This is a genomic window from Bradyrhizobium sp. NBAIM14 (genome assembly GCF_020193895.1).
GTDB classification, from domain to species: domain Bacteria; phylum Pseudomonadota; class Alphaproteobacteria; order Rhizobiales; family Xanthobacteraceae; genus Bradyrhizobium; species Bradyrhizobium yuanmingense.
This window is the reverse complement of the sequence record NZ_JADYVQ010000017.1, coordinates 17,037-38,582: the sequence shown is the minus strand read 5'-3', so window position 1 is coordinate 38,582 and position 21,546 is coordinate 17,037. Positions and strand designations below refer to the sequence as shown.

Annotated in this window: 20 protein-coding genes; 2 read left to right on the top strand and 18 right to left on the bottom strand. The window is 65.9% G+C overall.

The features are described from left to right. Nucleotides 1-107: 107 nt before the first annotated feature. The 4 genes from infB to rimP form a co-directional block, all read right to left on the bottom strand. A complete protein-coding gene (gene infB, locus I6F28_RS29120; RefSeq protein WP_225142400.1) occupies nucleotides 108-2,816 on the bottom strand; it encodes a translation initiation factor IF-2 in 2,709 nt (902 codons plus the stop codon). Nucleotides 2,817-2,886: 70 nt separating this feature from the next. Beyond that, nucleotides 2,887-3,570, bottom strand: coding sequence for an RNA-binding protein (locus I6F28_RS29115; protein WP_225142398.1), 684 nt, complete (start codon nucleotides 3,568-3,570; stop codon nucleotides 2,887-2,889). Nucleotides 3,571-3,593: 23 nt separating this feature from the next. After that, nucleotides 3,594-5,204: a transcription termination factor NusA gene (nusA, locus tag I6F28_RS29110; protein ID WP_225142396.1), complete on the bottom strand. Its 1,611-nt coding sequence runs from the start codon at nucleotides 5,202-5,204 to the stop codon at nucleotides 3,594-3,596. A gap of 2 nt (nucleotides 5,205-5,206) precedes the next feature. Next, the gene (rimP, locus tag I6F28_RS29105) at nucleotides 5,207-5,962 is read right to left on the bottom strand and encodes a ribosome maturation factor RimP (RefSeq protein ID WP_225142394.1); all 756 of its coding nucleotides are present in this window, start codon (nucleotides 5,960-5,962) and stop codon (nucleotides 5,207-5,209) included. A gap of 367 nt (nucleotides 5,963-6,329) precedes the next feature. Between rimP and I6F28_RS29100 the strand changes: the two genes are divergently transcribed. Further along, on the top strand, nucleotides 6,330-7,412 hold the full coding sequence (locus tag I6F28_RS29100; protein ID WP_225142392.1) for a DUF2336 domain-containing protein: 1,083 nt from the start codon (nucleotides 6,330-6,332) through the stop codon (nucleotides 7,410-7,412). A 165-nt stretch (nucleotides 7,413-7,577) separates the two neighbouring features. Here the strand turns inward: I6F28_RS29100 and trmB are convergent, their stop codons facing one another. The 13 genes from trmB to I6F28_RS29035 form a co-directional block, all read right to left on the bottom strand. After that, a complete protein-coding gene (gene trmB / locus I6F28_RS29095) occupies nucleotides 7,578-8,288 on the bottom strand; it encodes a tRNA (guanosine(46)-N7)-methyltransferase TrmB (RefSeq protein ID WP_225142390.1) in 711 nt (236 codons plus the stop codon). Next, nucleotides 8,285-9,442 carry a M20 family metallopeptidase gene (locus I6F28_RS29090; RefSeq protein ID WP_225142388.1) on the bottom strand — a complete coding sequence of 386 codons (1,158 nt, stop codon included), beginning with the start codon at nucleotides 9,440-9,442 and terminating at the stop codon, nucleotides 8,285-8,287. The genes trmB and I6F28_RS29090 overlap by 4 nt, the downstream gene beginning before the upstream one ends. Before the next feature lie 85 nt (nucleotides 9,443-9,527). Further along, nucleotides 9,528-9,941, bottom strand: coding sequence for a helix-turn-helix domain-containing protein (locus I6F28_RS29085; RefSeq protein ID WP_018319423.1), 414 nt, complete (start codon nucleotides 9,939-9,941; stop codon nucleotides 9,528-9,530). A gap of 219 nt (nucleotides 9,942-10,160) precedes the next feature. Further along, entirely contained in the window at nucleotides 10,161-11,774 is a 1,614-nt protein-coding gene (lnt, locus tag I6F28_RS29080) for an apolipoprotein N-acyltransferase (RefSeq protein WP_225142386.1), read from the bottom strand. After that, nucleotides 11,771-12,889: a hemolysin family protein gene (locus I6F28_RS29075; protein ID WP_225113784.1), complete on the bottom strand. Its 1,119-nt coding sequence runs from the start codon at nucleotides 12,887-12,889 to the stop codon at nucleotides 11,771-11,773. Before I6F28_RS29075 ends, lnt begins: the two co-directional genes overlap by 4 nt. A 1-nt stretch (nucleotide 12,890) precedes the next feature. Beyond that, the gene (gene ybeY / locus I6F28_RS29070; protein ID WP_225142384.1) at nucleotides 12,891-13,400 is read right to left on the bottom strand and encodes an rRNA maturation RNase YbeY; all 510 of its coding nucleotides are present in this window, start codon (nucleotides 13,398-13,400) and stop codon (nucleotides 12,891-12,893) included. Between the two features lie 58 nt (nucleotides 13,401-13,458). Beyond that, a complete protein-coding gene (locus I6F28_RS29065; RefSeq protein WP_036008958.1) occupies nucleotides 13,459-14,454 on the bottom strand; it encodes a PhoH family protein in 996 nt (331 codons plus the stop codon). Nucleotides 14,455-14,518: 64 nt separating this feature from the next. Next, nucleotides 14,519-15,913: a tRNA (N6-isopentenyl adenosine(37)-C2)-methylthiotransferase MiaB gene (gene miaB / locus I6F28_RS29060; RefSeq protein WP_036024522.1), complete on the bottom strand. Its 1,395-nt coding sequence runs from the start codon at nucleotides 15,911-15,913 to the stop codon at nucleotides 14,519-14,521. Between the two features lie 189 nt (nucleotides 15,914-16,102). Then, nucleotides 16,103-16,783: an HAD family hydrolase gene (locus tag I6F28_RS29055; RefSeq protein ID WP_036024524.1), complete on the bottom strand. Its 681-nt coding sequence runs from the start codon at nucleotides 16,781-16,783 to the stop codon at nucleotides 16,103-16,105. A 53-nt stretch (nucleotides 16,784-16,836) separates the two neighbouring features. Further along, a complete protein-coding gene (locus I6F28_RS29050; RefSeq protein ID WP_036024527.1) occupies nucleotides 16,837-17,292 on the bottom strand; it encodes a Fur family transcriptional regulator in 456 nt (151 codons plus the stop codon). 39 nt (nucleotides 17,293-17,331) lie between these two features. Next, nucleotides 17,332-17,817, bottom strand: coding sequence for a ribosomal protein S18-alanine N-acetyltransferase (gene rimI, locus I6F28_RS29045; protein WP_036008947.1), 486 nt, complete (start codon nucleotides 17,815-17,817; stop codon nucleotides 17,332-17,334). Continuing rightward, complete coding sequence (gene tsaB / locus I6F28_RS29040) at nucleotides 17,814-18,509, bottom strand: tRNA (adenosine(37)-N6)-threonylcarbamoyltransferase complex dimerization subunit type 1 TsaB (RefSeq protein WP_036024529.1); 696 nt, start codon at nucleotides 18,507-18,509, stop codon at nucleotides 17,814-17,816. Before tsaB ends, rimI begins: the two co-directional genes overlap by 4 nt. Before the next feature lie 337 nt (nucleotides 18,510-18,846). Next, nucleotides 18,847-19,488 (bottom strand): carbonic anhydrase, encoded by a 642-nt coding sequence (locus I6F28_RS29035; protein ID WP_036008941.1) that lies wholly within the window; start codon nucleotides 19,486-19,488, stop codon nucleotides 18,847-18,849. Between the two features lie 101 nt (nucleotides 19,489-19,589). Between I6F28_RS29035 and I6F28_RS29030 the strand changes: the two genes are divergently transcribed. Beyond that, complete coding sequence (locus I6F28_RS29030; protein ID WP_036024530.1) at nucleotides 19,590-20,471, top strand: HpcH/HpaI aldolase/citrate lyase family protein; 882 nt, start codon at nucleotides 19,590-19,592, stop codon at nucleotides 20,469-20,471. Between the two features lie 41 nt (nucleotides 20,472-20,512). Here I6F28_RS29030 and I6F28_RS29025 read toward each other — a convergent pair whose 3' ends face one another. Then, on the bottom strand, nucleotides 20,513-21,325 hold the full coding sequence (locus I6F28_RS29025; RefSeq protein ID WP_036024531.1) for a Crp/Fnr family transcriptional regulator: 813 nt from the start codon (nucleotides 21,323-21,325) through the stop codon (nucleotides 20,513-20,515). Between the last annotated feature and the right edge of the window lie 221 nt (nucleotides 21,326-21,546).

Sequence of the window (21,546 nt, the reverse complement as noted above, 5' to 3'; positions counted from 1 at the left end):
CATTTGTCCTGTTGAAACGAAGAGGGGTGGATGGCCGGAAAAATCCGGCCATCGCACTCCCGCAATCTCAGTTCAAAAAGATCCGAACGCTTCGGTAAGACTTGGACTTACAGGGAGCGCTGGATCGTCTCCACGCGATAACATTCGATCACGTCACCGGCACGCATGTCGTGGTAGTTCTCGAAGGCCATGCCGCATTCCTGGCCGGACTGGACTTCCTTCACTTCGTCCTTGAAGCGCTTCAGCGTCGACAGCTTGCCTTCGTGCACGACGACGTTGTCGCGGATGAGGCGCACATTGGCGCCGCGTTCCACCGTGCCGTCGGTGACGCGGCAGCCGGCTACCTTGCCGACCTTGGAGATGTTGAAGATCTCCAGGATCTCGGCATTGCCCAGCATGGTTTCGCGCAAGGTCGGCGCGAGCAGACCGCTCATCGCCTTCTTCACGTCGTCCACGAGGTCGTAGATGATGTTGTAGTAGCGGATCTCGATGCCGTTGCGCTTGGCGGCCGCAGCGGCCTCCTTGTTGGCTCGAACCGAGAAGCCGATGATCGCGGCGTTGAAGCCTTCGGCCAGCGTCACGTCGGATTCCGAGATGCCGCCGACGCCGGCATGCAGGATGCGGGCGGCGACCTCGTCGGTGCCGAGCTTCTCCAGCGAGCCGAGGATGGCTTCCAGCGAGCCCTGCACGTCGGCCTTGACGATCAGCGGGAATTCCTTGCGGCCCGCCGTCTTCAATTGCGACATCATCTGCTCGAGCGAGCCGCGCATGCCGGAGATCGAGGCTGCCGCGTTCTCGCGCTTCTGGTGCGCGCGGTAGCTGGTGACCTGGCGGGCGCGGGCTTCGTTCTCGACCACCGCGAGACGATCGCCGGCCTCGGGCGGGCCGTTGAAGCCGAGCACCTCGACCGGCACCGAGGGGCCGGCCTCCTGCACGGTCTCGCCCTGATCGGAGATCAGCGCGCGGACGCGGCCCATTTCGGCACCGGCGACGATGATGTCGCCGACGCGAAGCGTTCCGCGCTGCACCAGCACGGTCGCGACCGGACCGCGGCCGCGATCGAGCTTGGCCTCGATCACGGTGCCTTCGGCCGGACGCTCCGAATTGGTCTTGAGGTCGAGGATTTCGGCCTGCAGCGCGATCATCTCGAGCAGCTTGTCGAGATTGGTCTTGTTCTTGGCGGACACCTCGACGTCGACGACTTCGCCGCCGAAAGATTCCACCTGCACCTCGTGCTGGAGCAGCTCGGTGCGCACGCGCTCGGGCTTGGCGTCGGGCTTGTCGATCTTGTTGATGGCAACGATGATCGGCACGCCGGCCGCCTTGGCGTGATTGATGGCTTCGACCGTCTGCGGCATCACGCCGTCATCGGCCGCGACCACCAGCACGACGATGTCGGTCACCTTGGCGCCGCGGGCGCGCATCGCGGTGAACGCGGCGTGGCCGGGCGTGTCGATGAAGGTGATCTTCTTGCCGGTTTCAGGCGATGTCACCTGATAGGCGCCGATGTGCTGGGTGATGCCGCCGGCTTCGCCGGAGACCACGTTGGCGTGACGGAGCGCGTCGAGCAGCGAGGTCTTGCCGTGGTCGACGTGACCCATGACGGTCACCACGGGCGAACGGGTCTCGGTGTCGGTCGAATCGTCGGTCGCGTCGAACAGACCTTCTTCAACGTCGGAGGCGGCAACGCGCTTGACGGTGTGGCCGAGCTCTTCGGCAATCAGCTGCGCGGTGTCGGCGTCGATCACGTCGGTGATCTTGTGCATCGCGCCCTGCTTCATCAGCATGCGGATGACGTCGACCGCGCGCTCGGACATGCGGTTGGCGAGTTCCTGGATGGTGATCGCTTCCGGAATGACCACTTCGCGGATGAGCTTTTCCTTGGGCTCGTTCGAGGCGTGGCCCTTCAGGCGCTGGGTGCGGCGGCGGAACGAGGCGATCGAGCGCTCGCGCACCTCGTCGGCATTGAGCGCGGTGACGACGGTCAGGCGGCCGCGCTCCTTCTGCGGGCCGGGCTTGTGGGTGGGCTTGGGGGCTACCACGGGACGCGCGGCGCCGCCGGGGCCGCGGCGGATCTGGCGCGGCGCCTCGTCGTCGTCAGCTTCGGCCGCAACGGCCGGGCCGCGGCCGGCCGGTCCACCCGGACGCTGCGCGGTCGTGGTTGCAGGGCGCGCCGTCGTGGTTCCCGGACGTGCTGTGGTGCTGGTTCCAGGCCGGGACGCAGGCGCACCGGGGCGCGGTGCGGAAGCGGCGGGTGTTGCGGTCGCGGGGCGCGCGGCGGATGTCGGCTGCTCACCTTCGCCGAAACGCTTCTTGGCCTCGGTCTCGGCCTTCCGCTTGGCTTCGTCCTCGTGACGGTGGCGCTCTTCCTCGGCCTTGCGGCGGGATTCGGCGGCTTCGCGCTCGGCGCGCTCGGCAGCCTCACGGGCGGCGCGGCGCTGGGCCTCTTCCTCGGCCTGGCGGCGTTCCTCGACCTCGCGCAGCTTGGCGTCGGCGAGCGCGCTGGCACGGGCCGAACGCTCATCCTCGGTGAGGGTGCGAAGCACCACGCCGGAACCGGCGTTGCGCGGCGGGGGCGGAGCCGGACGCGGCGGCGCGGCGGGTGCGGCCGGCGCCGGCTTTGCCGTCACCTCGGGCGCGTGCGGCTCGGGTCCATCGCCAATGCGGCGCTTGCCGCGCTTCTCGACCACGACCTGCTTGCTGCGGCCATGGCTGAAGCTCTGGCGCACGGTGCCCGTTTCGACGCGCGGCTTGAGCGATAGCGTCTTGCTCGGAACGCTCAGCTTCTTGTCGCCAGGGGTCTTGGTATCAACCATTCAGCAGTCCTAATCCTGATTTATCAGTGTTGTGCGTTGCCGCACCATCCAATCGGGTCGTCGTTGTCTCTCAGAAATCCTGGCCGGGTTTTTCGGCAGTCTTGTCGTCGTCCGCCATCCGGTATCGGACCAGGATCTGGCTACGTGACAGGAATGACTTGCTCGCCGGGCCCGCGAGCAGGGCAGCATGTATCACATTTGACCGGGTCAGTGCCAAATCCAATTCTACCGATTTCAGAGCGGTGACGACGGGAATCTGCGCCTTAGCACCGCGATTCCCGGCATTCTGACGCGCCAGCATGTCCAATTTGCGGATTCCGTCCGCGGCCCCGTCGCCGGCATGGATCAGGACCTCGACCGTTCCTTCCCGGAGGGCGCTCTCGACCTTGCCGAAGCCGGCCACGACCTGGCCCGCCTTGGCGGCGATCCCAAGGGCTTCGGTCACGCTCCGGACCAGGAGCGCCTCGATGTCGGTGGGAAGCGTCTGAGGGATGCGCAGCTCGCGCTTGAAGGCCTTGCTAAATTGGTGACGCCGCACCGCTTCCGCAACCGTCTTGCGGGAGGCGGTGAGCCACATCCCGCGTCCGGGCAGCTTGCGCTTGAGATCGGGAACTATTTGTCCGTCAGGCGATGCAACGAAGCGGATCAGCTCGTCGATCGGCCGGACCTCGCGGCTGACCGCGCACATGCGCATGGTCGCGGACCTTTCGGTCCGCGGGCCATGGTCAAGTTCGAGGTCGGAATCTGCAAGCATCCGGGCGACATTCTCCTTTGCCCTTAAGCCGGTTGATCTTCGGTCGCCTCGGCCTCCTCGGTGGGCTTGGCGAGATCGGCTTCGGTGATCCAGCCGGCCTTGACGCGGGCCTGCATGATCATCGCTTCGGCGTCGTCACGGGAGATGTCGATGCCATCCAGCGCACCGGCGTGCTTGGTCGGCTCGCTGCCTTCCTTGCGCTCGGTCCAGCCGACCAGATCGTCGGTGGCGCAGCCGGCGAGGTCCTCGACGCTCTTGATGTCGTTCTCGCCAAACTTCACCAGCATCTTCGAGGTCACGCCGGGCACGTCCTTGAGCGCGTCATCGACGCCGAGCTCCTTGCGCCTCGCCTCGAGCTCGGCTTCCTGCTGCTCCAGATATTCGCGGGCGCGGTTCTGCAGCTCCTGCGCGGTCTCCTCGTCGAAGCCCTCGATGCCGGCGAGCTCCTTGACGTCCACCATCGCGAGCTCCTCGACCGAGGTGAAGCCCTCGGACGCCAGCAGCTGGCCAACCACTTCGTCGACGTTGAGCGATTCCATGAAGACCCGGGTCGAGTTCTCGAAGTCGGCCTGGCGGCGCTCCGATTCCTCCTGCTCGGTCAGGATGTCGATATCCCAGCCGGTGAGCTGCGAGGCCAGGCGCACGTTCTGGCCGCGGCGGCCGATCGCGAGCGAGAGCTGGTTGTTGGTGTCGGGCACCACGACCTCGATGCGCTCGCGGTCCTCGTCGATCACGACCTTGGAGACTTCCGCCGGCGCCAGCGCGTTGACCACGAAGGTCGCGATGTCGGGCGACCATGGAATGATGTCGATCTTCTCGCCCTGCAGCTCGTTGACCACGGCCTGCACGCGCGAGCCGCGCATGCCGACGCAGGCGCCGACCGGATCGACCGAGGAATCGCGGGAAATCACGCCGATTTTCGCGCGCGAGCCCGGATCGCGGGCCACCGCCTTGATCTCGACGATGCCGTCATAGATCTCCGGCACTTCCTGCGCGAACAGCTTCGCCATGAACTGGGGATGGGTGCGGGAGAGGAAGATCTGCGGGCCTCTCGTCTCGCGGCGGACGTCGAAGATGTAGGCGCGAACGCGGTCGCCGTTGCGGAATACTTCGCGCGGCAGCATCTCGTCGCGGCGGATGATGGCTTCGCCGCGGCCGAGATCGACGATCACGCTGCCATATTCGACGCGCTTGACGACGCCATTGACGATGTCGCCGATGCGGTCCTTGAATTCCTGGTACTGCCGGTCGCGCTCGGCCTCGCGCACCTTCTGCACGATGACCTGCTTGGCCGATTGCGCGGCGATGCGGCCATATTCCAGCGGCGGCAGGGTGTCGGCGATGGTGTCGCCGACCTGGGCGCCGGGATTGGCGCGCTGCGCGTCCACCAGCGAGATCTGGTTGGAGTGATTCTCGACCTTGTCGACCACCAGCATGTGGCGCGACAGCCGCAGCTCGCCCTTCTTCGGGTCGATCTCGGCATGAACGTCAGTCTCGCTGCCGTAACGTGCGCGCGCCGCCTTGGCGATGGCGTCCTCCATCGCCGCGATGACGATGCCGCGGTCGATCGACTTCTCGCGTGCGACGGCGTCGGCGATCTGAAGCAATTCGAGTCGGTTGGCGCTGACTGCCATGGCTAGTCTCCTTGGTCAGGCTCGATCTCGCCGCGCCGCGCGCGTTCGGCGGCAAGGCGATGTTTCTTCGTGTTGGTCGGGGCCGGCTTCTTCTTCGGCTTGGTGTTCTTGGTAGTCTTCTCGCTGATCCTGGCGTGCGGCGCCTGCGGCGGCTCGAGACCGAGATTGCGCCGCATCTCGCGCGCCTCGGCCTTGCCGCGGCGCATGGATTCGGCGATCAACTCGTCGGTCAGCACCAGCCGGGCCTCGCCGATATCCTCCATCGTCAGGAGAACGTCGGCATCGTCGCCAGCCTTGGCATCGTCGCGATGCAGATGCACGCGGTCGCCCTCGACCGCGCCGAGCGTGCCGCGGAAGCGCTTGCGCCCCTCATGCGCGACCGCCATCTCGATCTTCACCAGGTGCCCGGAATAGCGCTCGAAATCGGAGCGGCGCACCAGCGGGCGGTCGATTCCCGGCGAAGAGATCTCGAGGCGATAGGCGCGGTCGATGGGATCGGCGACGTCGAGCACGGGCGACAGAGCCCGCGAGATCGCCTCGCAATCCTCGATCTGCATCGAGCCGTCCGGCCGCTCGGCCATGATCTGCACGGTGCAGCCGGCCTCGCCGGAAATACGGATCCGGACCAGGCGGTAGCCCATGCCCTGCAGCACGGGACCTGCCACCGCGGACACCCGTGCCGCGACGCCGGGCTCGACCACGAGCCGCGGCTCGGCCAGCAATTCGGCATCCGTGGAACCAGGGTTCGGCTCGGTCATGTCCAGGGTCAGAGCGCTCGTTGGTTAAGGCTTGGGTTAAGGCTTGGTTACGATTTCAAAGCCCGCTTCGGAACTTTCCCGACGATGCGTCGGGCACATCTCCCGCCGAGCCGCGTTCAGGTAATAAAAAAGAGCGGGTCCTTGCGGGCCCACTCTCACTACGCGGATCGTATGAGAAGATGAATTGGCGCTGATATAGCGCTTTCTCAACCCCCGGACAAGGCCCATTGCAGCGGGAACGGGGCCTTTTTGCGCCCGTCGGACTCTGCGCAACGCTTCCTTCATCAAGCAGGCCTAGATTCCCCGATTGTGGGGCGGCTTGGACCAAGGGCGCACCCGCGGCGTGCCCCGTTCGAGTTGCGTTTTCATGACCGTTGCCACGTCGCTCATTCCTGGACTGGACGATATCGTCAAGCGCGGCGATCCGCGCCGCCGCGGCGAGATCGCGCGCGCCATCTCCCAATTGTTCTTCCGGGATGCGGACAAGCTCCGCCCCGAGTTGATCGATCTGTTCGACAATCTCCTGATCGATCTCGTGCCCCATGCCGAGCTGGCATCGCGCGTCGATCTGTCCGAGCGCTTCTCGCGTCTGAACAACGCGCCGCCGCACCTCGTCAATCAGTTCGCGCGCGAAAACGAGATCGCGGTCGCCGGCCCCGTGCTGCGCCGCTCGCCAGTGCTCGACGACGCGGCACTGGTCGAGATCGCGCGCTTGAAGGGCCAGGGTCATCTGCTGGCGATGACCGAGCGTCCCGCTTTGTCGCCCGTCGTCACCGACGTGCTGGTCGAGCGCGGCGATCGCGACGTCGTGCGCCGTGCCGCAGCCAATGCCGGTGCAGTGTTCTCGCCGGGCAGCTATTCCGAGCTGATCAAGCGCGCGGCGCAGGACGGCGTGCTGACGCTGAAGATCGGCCAGCGCAACGACCTTTCCGGCGAGCACCTGAAGCAGCTGCTCGACGGCACGCTCGACGTCATCCGCCGCCGCCTCTCCACCGTGGTCAATCCCGCGCGCCAGGTCGAGATCAAGCGCGCGATGGCGGCGATCGAGGAGGCCGCGCTGCCGCCGGGTCCGCGCCGCGATTTCTCCGCGGCACAGCGCACGGTGCTGACCTTGAATCGCGAAGGCCATCTCGGCGAGAGCGCGCTGCTCGGTTTCGCCAAGGCGCACAAATACGAGGAATCGGTCGCCGCGCTGTCGGCGATGTCGGGCGTTCGCCTCCAGGTCCTCGACCGCCTGATCGCAGGCGACCGCTACGATCCGCTGCTGATCCTCGGTCGGGTGCTGAACCTCGGCTGGCCCACGGTACGCGCGCTTATCCTGCTCTGGTACGGCTCGAACCGCACGCCGGCCGACGCCGACATCGAGGCCGCCCGCATCAACTTCACGCGCCTGATGCCGACGACCGCCGAACGCGTCGTGAATTTCTGGCGCAACCGGCAGACGATTTGAAGAACAGGCTTTGTCGTCATGGCCGGGCATAGCCGTCCGAAGGACGGCGTCGCTCGCGCTCGCCTATGTCCCGGCCATCCACGTTCTTCGTCACACGGAGAGGAAGTGCGTGGATGCCCGGGGCAAGCCCGGGCATGACGACTGCAGATGGAGTGCACGCGAAATCTACACCCGCCTGAACCGCAGATAAGCCGCCTTGCGTCCCTCGCGCGCGGCCTTTCGGCCGTAGCGCGTCATGGTGTAGCCCGGCCATGGAAGCCGGAAATCGTCGGCGCATTCGGCGAGCCAGACGAAGTCCTGCGAGCGCGCAAGATGCGACAGTGTCCAGGCGCAGTAATCGTCGATGTCGCAGACGAAGCGGAATTCGCCGCCTCGCTTGAGCACGCGCGCCATCGCGGCAATGGTGCGGTCCTGGACGAAGCGCCGCTTCCAGTGTCGCCGCTTCGGCCAGGGATCGGGATGGATCAGGTCGATCCGCGACAGCGACTCCTTGGGAAGCCAAGCCAAGAGCTCGGCGGCATCGCCCGCGAACAGGCGGATGTTGCCGATGTTGGCCGCCTCGATCTGCGCGAGGATCTTGGCCATGCCGTTGACATAGGGCTCGCAGCCGATGAAGCCGGTGGCAGGAAAGTTTTGTGCCTCGGCCGCGAGATGCTCGCCGCCGCCGAAGCCGATCTCGAGCCTGACGTCGTCGGCTGCGGGATCGAAGATGTCGCGGGCGTCCGCCGGCGCCTCACCGTCGATATCGAGGGCAAGATGCGGCAGCAGCTGCTCGATCAAGACGGCCTGGTGTTGCCTCAGCTTGTGGCCCTTGCGGCGCCCGAAGAAGGCGCGCTCGCTGTCGTCGCGGTCGGGGCTTGATTTACGCTCGCTCATCGCAGCGTCTGATACAGGCGATGGAGCAGCCGCGCACGCGGTGCGAGCGAGGAGATATAGAGCTGCTCATAATGGGTGTGTGCACCCTTGCCGTCGACGCCGAGCCCGTCGAGCGTTGCGGTGAAGGGAGCGGTGAAATTGCCGTCCGAGCCGCCGCCGGTGTGGGTGTCGATCAGCTCGAAGCCGATCTCGCCCGCGAGCGTCCTGGCATGCTCGTACAGCGAGGCGCCTGCATTGCTCTTCTCGTAAGGCGGCCGGTTGAGTTCGCCGGTGACCGTGACGGTGACGCCCTCGGTCTTCGAGGTCAAAGAGAGAATCTTGCCGACGAACTCGTCCGCGTCCTTGAGGCTCACGACGCGCAGATCGACTTCCGCATAGGCCTCCTCGGGCGTGACGTTGGGGCGCGTGCCGCCGCGCACCACGCCGACATTGACGGTCACGCCGCGCGCAACATCGTTCATTCCTTCCAGCGCCAGGATGACGTTGCCGAGTTCGCGGACGGCGCTGCGGCCGTCTTCGGGCCGCGAGCCGGCATGCGCGGGCACGCCCTTGATGAATACCCGGAAGCGTCCGACGCCCTTGCGCCCGGTGACGATCTTGCCGCCGTCGCGCGCCGGCTCGGTCACCAGCACGTATTTGGCCTTGCGCCCTTCCTGCTCGATCAGCGCACGCGAGGTCGGGCTGCCGATCTCCTCGTCGGAGGTGAACAGATGCGTGATGCCGAGCGGCGAGCGATCGCCCGTCGCGCAAAGCGCGCGGAAGGCGTGGTGGGCGATGTAGGCGCCGCCTTTCATGTCGTAGATGCCCGGACCGAACGCGACGTCGCCTTCGACCTTGAACGGCAGGCGCTCGATGAAGCCGATGGGATGGACGGTATCGAGATGGCTCAGCACCAGGATGCCCGGCTGATCCTGCCCCCAATTCGTGCGCGCCACGAGATGATCGCCGCAGCCGTCCGCGCCCGCGATGCGCTCGAGCGTGACGGGCAGGTCGCCGTATTGCTCCGCGACCACGGAGACCAGCTTGTTGACCTGTTCAGGTGCTTCCGTCGGCGTCTCGATCTCCACCCAGCGGCGGATGCCATCGAGAATAGTTTGTGAATCGAACCAATTGGAGCCGGTCATGGACGCATCTGTGCCTTTGAATCGCATCATCGAAGCGGACGCGCATCAAAGCGCGGTCGTAAATGACGACATAGGCCAGATTTGATGCAGTCTCAAATCGCGGGGGACATGAGCTTCAACGCTTGTCCGGACCTTCGCGGGCCGCAATCTGCTCGACGAGATCGACGATCGAGCGGCGCATCTTCGAATCAGTGATTCGCGTGAACGCCTTGGTCAAAGCGAGCCCTTCGGAGGTGGCGAGAAAGTCCGAGACGTAAGAGGGCGAGGCGCCTTCGCTGAAGCCATCCGGACCCGGCACGCCGCTCGGGCCGCCCTCGAACAGGAAGGACACCGGCACCTGCAGAATCTCCGCGATCTGCTGGATGCGGCTTGCGCCGACCCGGTTGGTGCCCTTCTCGTACTTCTGAATCTGCTGGAAAGTCAGGCCCAAAGCTTCACCGAGCTTCTCCTGGCTCATGCCCAACATGATGCGGCGCATGCGCACGCGACTGCCGACATATTTGTCAACAGGGTTGGGCGCTTTCGACATTTCCTCAGCCCTCCAAACACCACCTTCGGCGCAATGATCAAGCATGCCTCGGGTGCAGCACCGTCAAAATCAAACCCTGTTATTGGGAAACATTGCGGAGAAATTTAGCAATGCACCGCCATCTTTCGCAGCCGGTGCAGAATGGGGAGCCCGCGTGCAGTCTGTCAACCGTGGGACTACGGTTGTCAAAGGATTCCGGCCGCTGCGGCGGCGGTGCGATCAGGGCTGGCGTTTGCCTATTCGTCGGCGGACCGCCAACAGCACGGCCACCGCGACGAGCATGATTGCGGGCACATCACCCACCCGTGCATAAACCGTCGGTGGGATCGCGGCCGGCAGGTTTGCATCCAAAATGCCTTCGAGGCCGAGACCGAGGCTCGCGACGGTGCGGCCGACCGGATCGATCACTGCGGAGATGCCGGTATTGGCCGAGCGGACCAGCGGCAATCCGAGCTCGATCGCGCGCATCCGCGACTGTTCCAGGTGCTGGTAGGGACCGGTCGAGATGCCGAACCAGCCGTCATTGGTCAGGTTCACGATCCAGCCCGGACGTTCGTTGCGTACAGCCACTTCGTCGGGAAAGATCGCCTCGTAGCAGATCAACGGCAACACGGGCGGCGCGCCGGCAACGGGGAGCGCATGCCGCACGGTGCCTGGAATGAAGCCGCCGCGCACACGCGTCAGTTGCTCGAAACCGAGCTTCTCCATCAACGACTGGTACGGAAGAAATTCTCCGAACGGTACCAGATGCAGCTTGTCGTACACGGCGAGCACGCTGCCGTCGTGATCGATCACGTAGATCGAGTTGTAAGCGCGCGTGATCGGCGTGCCCCGCGGCACATCGGGCGCGCGGACCGATCCCGTGATCAGCACCGTGCCCTTCGGCAACAGATCGGCTATTTGCGCCATCGCGTCGGCTTCGCGGGTCAGGAAGAACGGAAAGGCGGATTCCGGCCAGATCAGGATGGTGGCATCCCGCACGCCGGTCGATTGCGGGCCGGAGGCGCGGTCCGACAGCGCAAGGTACTTCTTCATCACCTCCGGCTTGGCGGCATAGTTGAATTTCTCGTCCTGCTGCAGGTTGGGCTGCATCAGGCGCAGCTTGGCGCCGGATACGATCGTGGTCGGATGCAGCGACAGGCGGATTGCGCCAAAGATGCTCATGACGAGCAGGAGCGCGACGGCCGCGGCCGGCACCCGCCATTGCAGGCGCCGATCCGGCGTGCGGTCGATCAGCGTCGCCGGGCTCGCGAAGATCGCAATCGTCAGGAACGTCACGCCCCACAGGCCGATCAGCGAGGCCGTCTGCGCCAGCGGCAATGGCTCGGACAACGCATAGCCGAACGTGTTCCAGGGAAAGCCGGTCAGCGCATGGCCGCGCAGCCATTCGCTGATGGTGAGGCTCGCTGCGAGCGCCAGCACGCGCGTGGCGTTCTTGCTCCAGAGCAGGCGCGCCAGCGCAAAGCCGATCGCCGTGAAGATCGAAAGATAGGCCGGCAGGCCCAGCACCGCGAACGGCGTCAGCCAGGCGAATGTGTCGGCTTCGACGAAGAAGGCGTAGCCGATCCAGTAGAGGCCGGGCACGAAATAGCCGAGCCCGAACCAGTAGCCGGTCAGGGCGGCGGCGGGCACGCCGCCATAGCGGCCGGCCCCGGCGCCGTCGATCAGCCAGATCAGCACCGGGAAGGTGACGAACAGCACCGGAAAGAGGTTGAACGGTGCCAGCGCCAGCACCGACAGCGCTCCGGCCGCCATGGCGACGACTGCGCGCTGCCATCCCCAGGTGAGGATGATGGCGAGCGCAATTTGCCGAAGGCGCTGCGATGGGCTCACTGCGAGGCGGCCCCGTCGCGCGGCGGCGATGTCGGCGTGTCGCTGGCCGGCGCTTGTCCGCTCTCCGGCGTGGCTTCACGCCGCCGGCTCTCGCGCTGGGTGCGGGGCGCCGGGCGTTCCTTCCGCGTCGCGATGCGCAGCCGCTTGACGCGGCGCGGATCGGCATCGAGCACCTCGACCTCGTAATTGCCGGGGCCCGAGATCACCTCGCCGCGCACCGGCAGGCGCCCGACGAAGCTGACGAGATAGCCGCCCAGCGTCTCCACCTCCTCGCCGGCCTCGCCGGTGACGAAATCCTCGCCGATCACAGAGCGGACGTCGTCGAGGCTGGCGCGGGCGTCGGCAATGAAGGCGTTGTCGGGCAGGCGCACGATCGAGGGCGGCTCGTCGCTATCGTGCTCGTCGTCGATCTCACCGACGATCTGCTCGACGATGTCCTCGATCGAGACCAGCCCGTCGCTGCCGCCATATTCGTCGACCACCAGCGCCAGATGGATGCGCGAGGCCTGCATCTGCGCGAGCAGGTCGATCGCCCGCATCGACGGCGGCACGTAGAGTAGCTTGCGGATGATGTGCGCCTCGTGAAGCGGGAGCGCGAGATCGACCGCGCGCAAATCGAGCCCGGCCGGCAGCGGCTTCTTGCGCTTGGTCTTGGTGGCTTCCGACACGCGGGCGCGCGCGGTCATGAAGGCGAGCAAATCGCGGATGTGGACGATGCCGACGGGATCGTCGAGCGTCTCGTTGAAGACGACGAGGCGCGAATGGCCGGCGCTCTCGAAGCGGTCCATCAATTCCCCGAGCGGGATGTCGCGCTTCACCGCGACGATGTCGGCGCGATGCACCATGACGTCGGCGATGCGGCGCTCGTGCAGGCCGAGGATGTTGCGCAGCATGGTGCGCTCGACCGCGGAGAAGCCGGTGTCGTCGGGCGTCGAGGCGTCGAGCACGACCTGGAGGTCGTCGCGCACCGACCCCGCCTTCCAGCCGAACAGTGTGCGGATGGCGCGCAGCAGCCAGCTTTCGGCACTCGGGCGCAGCACCTCGCCCGGCGTCACCACAACCGGCAAATTGGCCGTGGTGCGGGGATTGTCGTGGGTAGGCTCGGAATCCGGCATCTCAGTGCGTCCCCGGGCGGTCGGCATAGGGATCGGGAATGCCGAGATGGGCGAGGATTTCGGTTTCGAGCGCTTCCATCTCCTCGGCGTCGTCGTCGTTCTCGTGGTCGTAGCCGATCAGGTGCAGGAAGCCGTGCACGGCGAGGTGGCTCAGATGATGGTCGAACGGCTTGTGCTCCTCGTCCGCCTCGCGCCGCATGGTCTCATAGGCGATCGCGATATCGCCGAGCATGCGCGGGGCATCGCCCGGCTTCCACGCGCCCTCCGGCTGCAGCGCCGGGAACGACAGCACGTTGGTCGGCTTGTCGATGCCGCGCCAGTTGCTGTTGAGCGTGCGGATGCCGGCATCATCGGTCAGCATCACGGCCACTTCGGCGTCGGCAACATCCTCGTCGACGCTCTCGGCGGCCGCCGCCAGTGCGCGCTGGATCACGGCTTCGGAATCGGGCTCGCGCTGCCAGCAATCGGCGACGACGAGGACCTCGGTCATGGGAAGGTTGGAATGGGACATTGTGTTGTCTCGGACGAAGGCGCGGTGCTCGCGCCCTCTTTGGTCCGGTGTTGCCTCGTCAGGATTGACCGGTGGCCGGCCGCTGCGGCGGCCCTTCATAGGCGGCGACGATCCGCGCCACGAGCTCGTGGCGGATCACGTCCTCCGCCTTGAAATGAACCTGGGCGATGCCCTCGACGCCGCTCAGGAGGCGGGTCGCCTCGGCCAGGCCCGAGGTCTGGCCGTTCGGCAGGTCGATCTGCGAGGGATCGCCCGTCACGATCATGCGGCTGTTCTCGCCGAGACGCGTCAGGAACATCTTCATCTGCATCGACGTGGTGTTCTGGGCCTCGTCCAGGATGATGGCGGCGTTGGTCAGGGTGCGGCCGCGCATGAAGGCGAGCGGCGCGATCTCGATCTCGCCGGTCTGCAGCGCGCGCTCGACGATGCGCGCATCCATGAGGTCGTAGAGCGCATCGTAGATCGGCCGCAGATAAGGGTCGACCTTCTCGCGGAGATCGCCGGGCAGAAAGCCGAGCCGCTCGCCGGCTTCCACCGCCGGGCGCGACAGGATGATCTTGTCGACCTCCTTGCGCTCGAACAGCTGCGCGGCATGCGCGACGGCGAGCCAGGTCTTGCCGGTGCCGGCGGGGCCGATGCCGAACACCAGCTCGTGCCGCTTCAGCGCGCGGATGTAGGAATCCTGCGCCGCCGTGCGTGCCCGCACCGGACGCTTGCGCAAGTTGATGCTGTCGAAGGTCGATTTGGCCGATTTGGCGTCGAACTCGAACAGCGAGCCCTGCGCGATCACGGCGCGGATCGCGCCCTCTACCTCGCCCTGGTCGAGATCGTGCCCCTTCGCGGCCTGCGCGTAGAGCATCTCCAGCACGCGGCGCGCAGCGTCGCAGCCGTCGCGGGTGCCGCCGATTGTGATGTGGTTGCCCTTGGAATCGACGATGACGCCGAGCCGCCGCTCGATCTGCGCCAGGTGCTGGCCGTAGGGGCCGACCAGCGCGGAAGCGGCGCGGTTGTCGTCGAAGTCGATGACGACCTGGGTCTCGGGCGGAACTTGCATGTCGCGGTCAAATTTGCGGCTGGGAGCGAACGAAGACGAATCCGATGCGCTTTTGGGCAAGGGTTCAGGCTCCACTGGCTTGCGATAAAGCGGGCTCGCGCGCCTTGCGCGGCATCACGAGCTCGCCGAGAAAACTGTAGCGCTCAAGGCTGTCGATTCTGACAGGCAGGATCTGTCCAATGATGTCGGGCGCGGCCATTACGTGGGCGGGCTGGAGGTAGGCGGTGCGGCCCACGATCTGGCCCTCCTTGCGCGCCGGACGCTCGAACAGCACGTCGACCGTTGAGCCAATCGCGGCCTTGTTGAAGGCCGATTGCTGGCTGTCGATCAGTTCCTGGAGCCGCTCCAATCGCTGGTCCATCTCGGCGGGGGACACCGTCTCCTGCATGTCCGCGGCCGGCGTTCCCGGCCGGGCGGAGTATTTGAACGAATAGGCCGCAGCGTAGCCGATTTGCGTGACAAGCGCGAGGGTGGCGAGAAAATCTTGCTCGTTCTCGCCGGGGAAGCCGACGATGAAATCCGATGAAAAAGCAATGTCTTGGCGTGCGGTACGAAAACGGTCGATGACCCGCCGGTAATCATCGGCGGTATGTTTGCGGTTCATGGCCGCCAAAATGCGGTCCGAGCCCGACTGCACCGGCAGGTGCACGAACGGCATCAGGGCACCGAGATCGCGATGGGCCGCGATCAGGCTGTCATCGACGTCGCGGGGGTGGCTGGTCGAATAGCGCAGCCGCGCGATGCCGGGAATCGCCGCCAGATGTTCGAGCAGCCGGCCGAGCGGCCAGGTTTGTCCGTCCGGCCCCTCGCCGTGATAGGCGTTGACGTTCTGCCCGATCAGCGTGAGCTCGCGCACGCCGTTGTCAGCGAGCCGCTTCACGTCCTCGACGATCTTCGCCACGGGGCGCGAGACTTCGGCGCCGCGCGTGTAAGGCACGACGCAGAAGGTGCAGAACTTGTCGCAGCCTTCCTGCACCGTGACGAAGGCGGAAATGCCGCGCGCGCGGATCGCGTCCGGCTTCGGCTGGGCCAGGAAGCCGAACTTGTCGGCGGCGGGAAATTCGGTCTCGATCGCGCGGCCTTCGCCCTCGGCGCGCTTCAACAGCTCCGGCAGATGATGATAGCTCTGCGGTCCCACCACGACGTCGACGACAGGCGCGCGCCGCACGATCTCCTCGCCCTCGGCCTGCGCCACGCAGCCCGCCACCGCGATCTGCATCGCGCGGCCTGCACGCGCGGCCTCGTCCTTGGCGACGCGTAGCCGGCCGAGCTCGGAATAGACCTTCTCCGAGGCCTTCTCGCGGATATGGCAGGTGTTGAGGATGACGAGGTCGGCATCCTCCGCGCTCGCCGTCTCCACGAATCCTTCCGGGGCCAGCGTGTCCACCATGCGCTGGGCATCGTAGACGTTCATCTGGCAGCCATATGATTTGATGTGCAGCTTGCGCGGCGGCGTCATGGAACCCGAAATGGAGCTGGAGGACGGCCCTCAGATATAGGCTGGAGGGCCGAAAATCCAGCGAATGGAGCCATTTCCGCCTGTCATTCCGGGGCGCGACGCAGTTGCGAACCCGGAATCCAGAGTTTTGCTGCGAGATTCCGGGTTCACGCGCCCACGCGTGCCCCGGAATAACGGTCTGGGCGAAAATCAGCCCGCCAGAGCGTCCGCCTCAACCCGCCGGACCAGTTCCGGCAATTGCCGCATATCGTCGAATGTCAGGTTGGCGCCTGCGGCGCGCAACCGTTCGGCGTGGCCCGGCGGGCAGTGGCCGCCGCCATGAAAGCCGAGCACGGTCATCCCGGCGGCGTGCGCGCCTGTGACCCCGGGGACGCTGTCCTCGATCACGAGACACCGCTCGGGTGGGACCTTCATCTGCGCCGCGGCGAAGAGGAACAAATCGGGCGCGGGCTTGCCGCGCGCGACTTGGTTGGCGGAAAAGATGTTCGGGGCGAGCAGGTCGTAGAGCCCGGCGCAGGTCAAGCCGTGGTGGATCTTGTCCGGCGTGCCGCTCGACGCAACGCATTTGGGCAGGTCGATCGCGGCGATTGCTGCCGCGACATGGATGATCGGCTGCAGATCGCTGGCGTAGGATTGCAGCGTGGCCGCATTGATCTGCTGCTCCAGATCGTCGGGAAGACTGCGGCCGATCTCCTGTTCGACCATCCGCCGCGCGTCTTTCTCGGACACGCCGAGAAATCGGACCAGCACCTGCTCCGACGTGATCGGATAGCCGTGCTTCGTCAGCACGTCTGCATGCGCGCGACAGGAGATCACCTCGCTGTCCACTAGCACGCCGTCGCAATCGAAGATGATGAGATCGATGGGCATTAAGGCATGACCCGGAAAAGTGTGAAGCGGTTTTCCGACCAGGTCATGCCCAATCAAGACGTCGGCTTGTCGTCGTCGAGCGGGACGCAATAGAGCTCGAGCCGGTGATCGACCAGGCGATAGCCGAGCTTGCGGGCGATCTCGGCCTGCAGCTTCTCGATCTCCTCGGAGGTGAACTCGATCACCTTGCCGTCGCGCAGATTGATGAGGTGGTCGTGATGGCTGTCGCGCATCTGCTCGTAACGCGCGCGGCCCTCGCGGAAATCGTGGCGTTCGATGATGCCGGCGTCCTCGAACAGTTTCACGGTGCGATAGACCGTCGAGATCGAGATCTTGTCGTCGACCGCAACGCAGCGCCGGTACAGTTCCTCGACATCGGGATGATCGATCGCTTCGGCCAGCACGCGGGCGATGACGCGGCGCTGCTCGGTCATGCGCATGCCCGTTGCGGCGCAGCGCGCCTCGATCTCGGATGTCTTGGACGCAGAAGAATGTTTCAGTGTGGTCATAGCGTTGTCTGCCTGGGCGGGCGCTTTCTGCCACCGATGTTACGACAAGTCACGCCGCATCAGAAGGGCGTTCAATTGTTCCCCGTTGGGCTGCTTATAGTAGCGATCGCGGCGTCCGACCACCACGAATCCGGCTCGATCGTAAAGCCGCCGCGCCGGCTGGTTGTTCTCCTCCACTTCCAGAAATATGGTGCGTACGCCGCGCCCGGCGAGGTGGCCGAGATGGGTCATCAGCAGCGTGCGGGAGAGGCCGCGGCCGCGATAAGCCCCGTCCACCGCGATCGAGAGAATCTCCGCTTCGTCCGCGCCGATCCGCGACACCGCAAAGCCGATCGTCTTGCGGCCGAGCCGCAAGCGATGCACCAGCGTGTTGCGCTCGCTCATCATGCTCTCGAACTCGCCTTCGCCCCAGCCGTGCGCGAAGGAGGCGCCGTGCAGCTGCGCGAGGCGCGCGGCATCGCGCATGGTCGCGGGCTCGACGGCGGCGGTGCCGCCGCGCCACCACTCCGACAGCCATCCCATCATGAGGTCGCGGCTTGTGCTGCGAGCAGCGTCCGTGCTGCCGGCTTGGCGTCGGGCGCTTTCAGATAGAACGGCCGCGCCGGATTGGTGTCGGGATTGGCCGCCGCGCCGAGCCAGGCGACCCAGCTGATGTCGGGCGCGGGCTGCGCGTCGACCGCGACGGGTTGCGGTCCGTCCTTCGGCCAGCGACCTGCGAGGATCCCGGCGGCATTGCCGACCAGATGCGGCGCGCCGAATTGCGAGGCCGCGATCGCCGCGTCGATGGAGGCGACACAGGGGCGCACCAGCTGGCTGCCGTCGCCGGCGACGATCTGGAAATAGACGTGATCGTGCCGCGCATCGATCGCAGAGATCACCGGCACCGTTCCGCTCTTGGCGACGACCCCAGCGGCATAGGCCGACAGCGTCGTCAGCCCGACCGCCGGCCGTTTCGCCGCAAGCGCAAGGCCCCGCGCCGCCGAGATGCCGACGCGCAGGCCGGTGAAGCTGCCGGGCCCGACCGTGACGGCGATGCGGTCGAGCGAGGTGAAGGAAAGGCGGGCCGATTGCATCACGCGCGCGATCATCGGCATCAGCGCCTCGGCATGGCCGCGCTTCATCAGCTGCGATTCCCGTGCGAGGAGCTCGCCGGCGTCGGTGTCGAGAACGGCGGCCGCGCAGGCTTCGAGCGCAGTATCGATGGCAAGGATCAGCATGATGGAGCAAATGGCGAGTGGCGAATGGAGAACACTCTAGCGAACCAGGCGCCTGTCCGCCATTCGTCAGGCAGGATTTGCACTTCCGATATGCCCTATTGCGCAAGGAGGGCTATCGCATTTGAGAGTTTTTCCCTGCGGCCATCCTTCGAGACGCCCGCTTGGGCGGGCTCCTCAGGATGAGGGCGGAGTGCGCGGCAACAGTTTCAAGGAGCACTGACGCTGACTAGCCTCATCCTGAGGAGGCGCGTAAGCGCCGTCTCGAAGGACGAGGCGTGCGCACGCCCGCTGCCACAAATCATATGCGATAGCCCCGCATTTCGCAGGGTGGGCAGGATTATCCCTCGCGTGCGTTCCTGAATTCCTTAGTCGCCTTGTCCAGCACGAACAGCGACCCCTCCGCCACGCCGAAATAGGCGCCGTGGGTCTGCATCCGGCCGCTCTCAACGGCCTTGCGGACGAACGGGAAGGTCATCAGGTTTTCCAGGCTGCGGAACACGGCGGCCTTCTCGATGCGCTCGACGAATTGCGCCATGGTCTCGTGCTCGCGCTGCTCGACCACCTCGCCCGGCTTGATGAACATCTGCATCCAGCGGCCGATGAAGTCGCCGGGCGTGAGCGGCTCGATCTTGTCGATGAAGGCGCGGATGCCGCCGCATTGGGCGTGGCCGAGCACCACGATGTGCTTCACCTTCAGCACCGTCACCGCAAACTCCAGCGCTGCCGAGACGCCGTGCGCGCCTTCGTCAGGCTGATAGGTCGGCACCAGATTGGCGATGTTGCGGACAACGAAGAGCTCGCCCGGTCCAGCGTCGAAGATCACCTCGGGGGAGACCCGGGAGTCGCAGCAGCCGATCACCATGGTCTCAGGCGACTGCCCTTTGACCGAGAGCTCGCGGTAGCGGTTCTGCTCGGTCGGCAGCCGCTGGGTGGCGAAGGCCTTGTAGCCTTCCAGCAAGTGCGTCGGGAATGTCGTCATGGGCCATGCCTAATCACATACCGCCAAGGCCGACAAGCCTTTCGAATGGGCAGGCCAAATGCTATCGGCTGGGGGACGACAGACCAGGAAGGAACGCCAGCATGACCCGCCCGCGCCGCAGCCATCTGTTCATGCCCGGCTCCAACCCGCGCGCGCTGGAAAAGGCGCGCAATCTCGCCGCCGACGGCCTGATCCTCGATCTCGAGGATTCCGTCGCCCCGGAGGCCAAGGCGGCGGCGCGCGACGGCATTGCGGCGGCGATCGCCGCCAAGGGTTTTGGCAGGCGCGAGGTCCTGATCCGGACCAACGGCCTCGATACGCCCTGGTGGCCAGATGACGCCGCCATGGCCGCCAAGGCCTCGCCGGACGGCATCCTGGTTCCAAAAGTTTCAAGCGTCGAGGATCTCGACGCCATCGGCCGCAAGCTGGCCGAGCTCGGCGCCGGGCCGACCGTCAAAGTCTGGGCCATGATCGAGACCGCGCGCGCCGTGCTGCATGCCGAGGAACTGGCCGCCGCCGGCCGCGATCCTTCGCGCCGTCTCTCGGGCTTCGTGTTCGGCCCGAACGACATCTCGCGCGAGACGCGGATCAGGATGCTGCCGGGCCGCGCCGCGATGATCCCGATGATCACCCATTGCATCCTGGCGAGCCGCGCGCACGGCCTCGAGATCCTCGACGGCCCCTACAGCGACATCGCAAATTCCGACGGTTTCGCCACCGAATGCGCGCAAGGCCGCGATCTCGGCTTCGACGGCAAGACGCTGATCCACCCCTCCCAGATCGACGCTTGCAACGCCATCTTCACCCCGCCGGAGGAGGAAGTCGCCCGCGCGCGAAAAATCATCGCGGCGTTCGAACTGCCGGAGAACGCCTCGCGCGGCGCGATCCGCCTCGATGGTGCGATGGTGGAGCGCCTGCACGCCGACATGGCCCGGCGCACGATCGCGATTGCGGACGCGATCGCTGCGATGGGGAAGGGCTGAGGCGCGAGATCCACTTCTCCACGCGCCGCAGGTTTTGCACTCTATCGTCCCGCCCGCGAAACGGCTTTGAATTCACCGCCTGCTCCGTGGGAGGCGGCGATGGCGCTTTGCCGGAATCGCGCATCGGCAGGCTGGGGCGCCGCCAATTCCTGGCAATACATTCGATCGATCGTGCGCTGCATGAGCGCATAGCAATCGCATGCGATCCTCTCGAGCCGCGACCGATGGATCTCGACAAACCCGCGCCGCTCGGACGGGATGGCGCCGGCCTCGCGTAGCTTGCTCATCGTCAAAGTCACCGTCGTCCGCCGGACCCCAACCAGTTGCGCCAGCGCCTCCTGCGTCACCGGAAGCAGGTCCTCGGGAACGCGGTCGTGAAGCTGCAGGAGCCACCGCGCCATGCGGCCATCCACCCGGTGCAGCGCGTTGCAAGCGGCGACATGCTGGAGCTGCAGCAACACGGCGCGGGCGTGGACCTGCACGACATTCCTGATCGCTGCGCTTTGCGCATGGGCAGCGCGAAATTTGGCGGCGGAAATCACCGATGCAGTGCCGGCTGTGCGGGCAATCGCGGTCACGGATGAAGGCGAGGGGCCGAGCACGGAGAACGAGGCCAAAGCGCCTTCGCGTCCCATCAAGCTGGTCGCGACCGTTTGCCCGTCCGGCATATCGAGCATGAAGGCGATCGCGCCGCTATGGGGAAAATAGACAGGGTCGAGTTCGTCGCCCGATCGCACCAGGACGGCATCGGGTTCGAACGAGACCTTCTGGAAGTGGGGCGTCAGCAAAGCGAGATCCGCGGGCGGCAGCGCCGCCAATAGCCGATTCCCGATGCCCTTGCGGTGGGCAGTCACGGTGTCCTCTGTTGAACGAGCACCCAACGAACGACGGGAATCATCTGTTTCATTCGCCATGATTATCCGAAATGCGAATTGCGGAACGGCAGCGATCCAAACAGAGCTAATAATCGAGATCAAGCACGGATATTTGCGGTGAGCTTTCCCCGCATCCTCGCCGCGCAAACAGTCATACTATTTACGCCCGTTGCCATCCGACGATGCGCACAAGCGAAAGC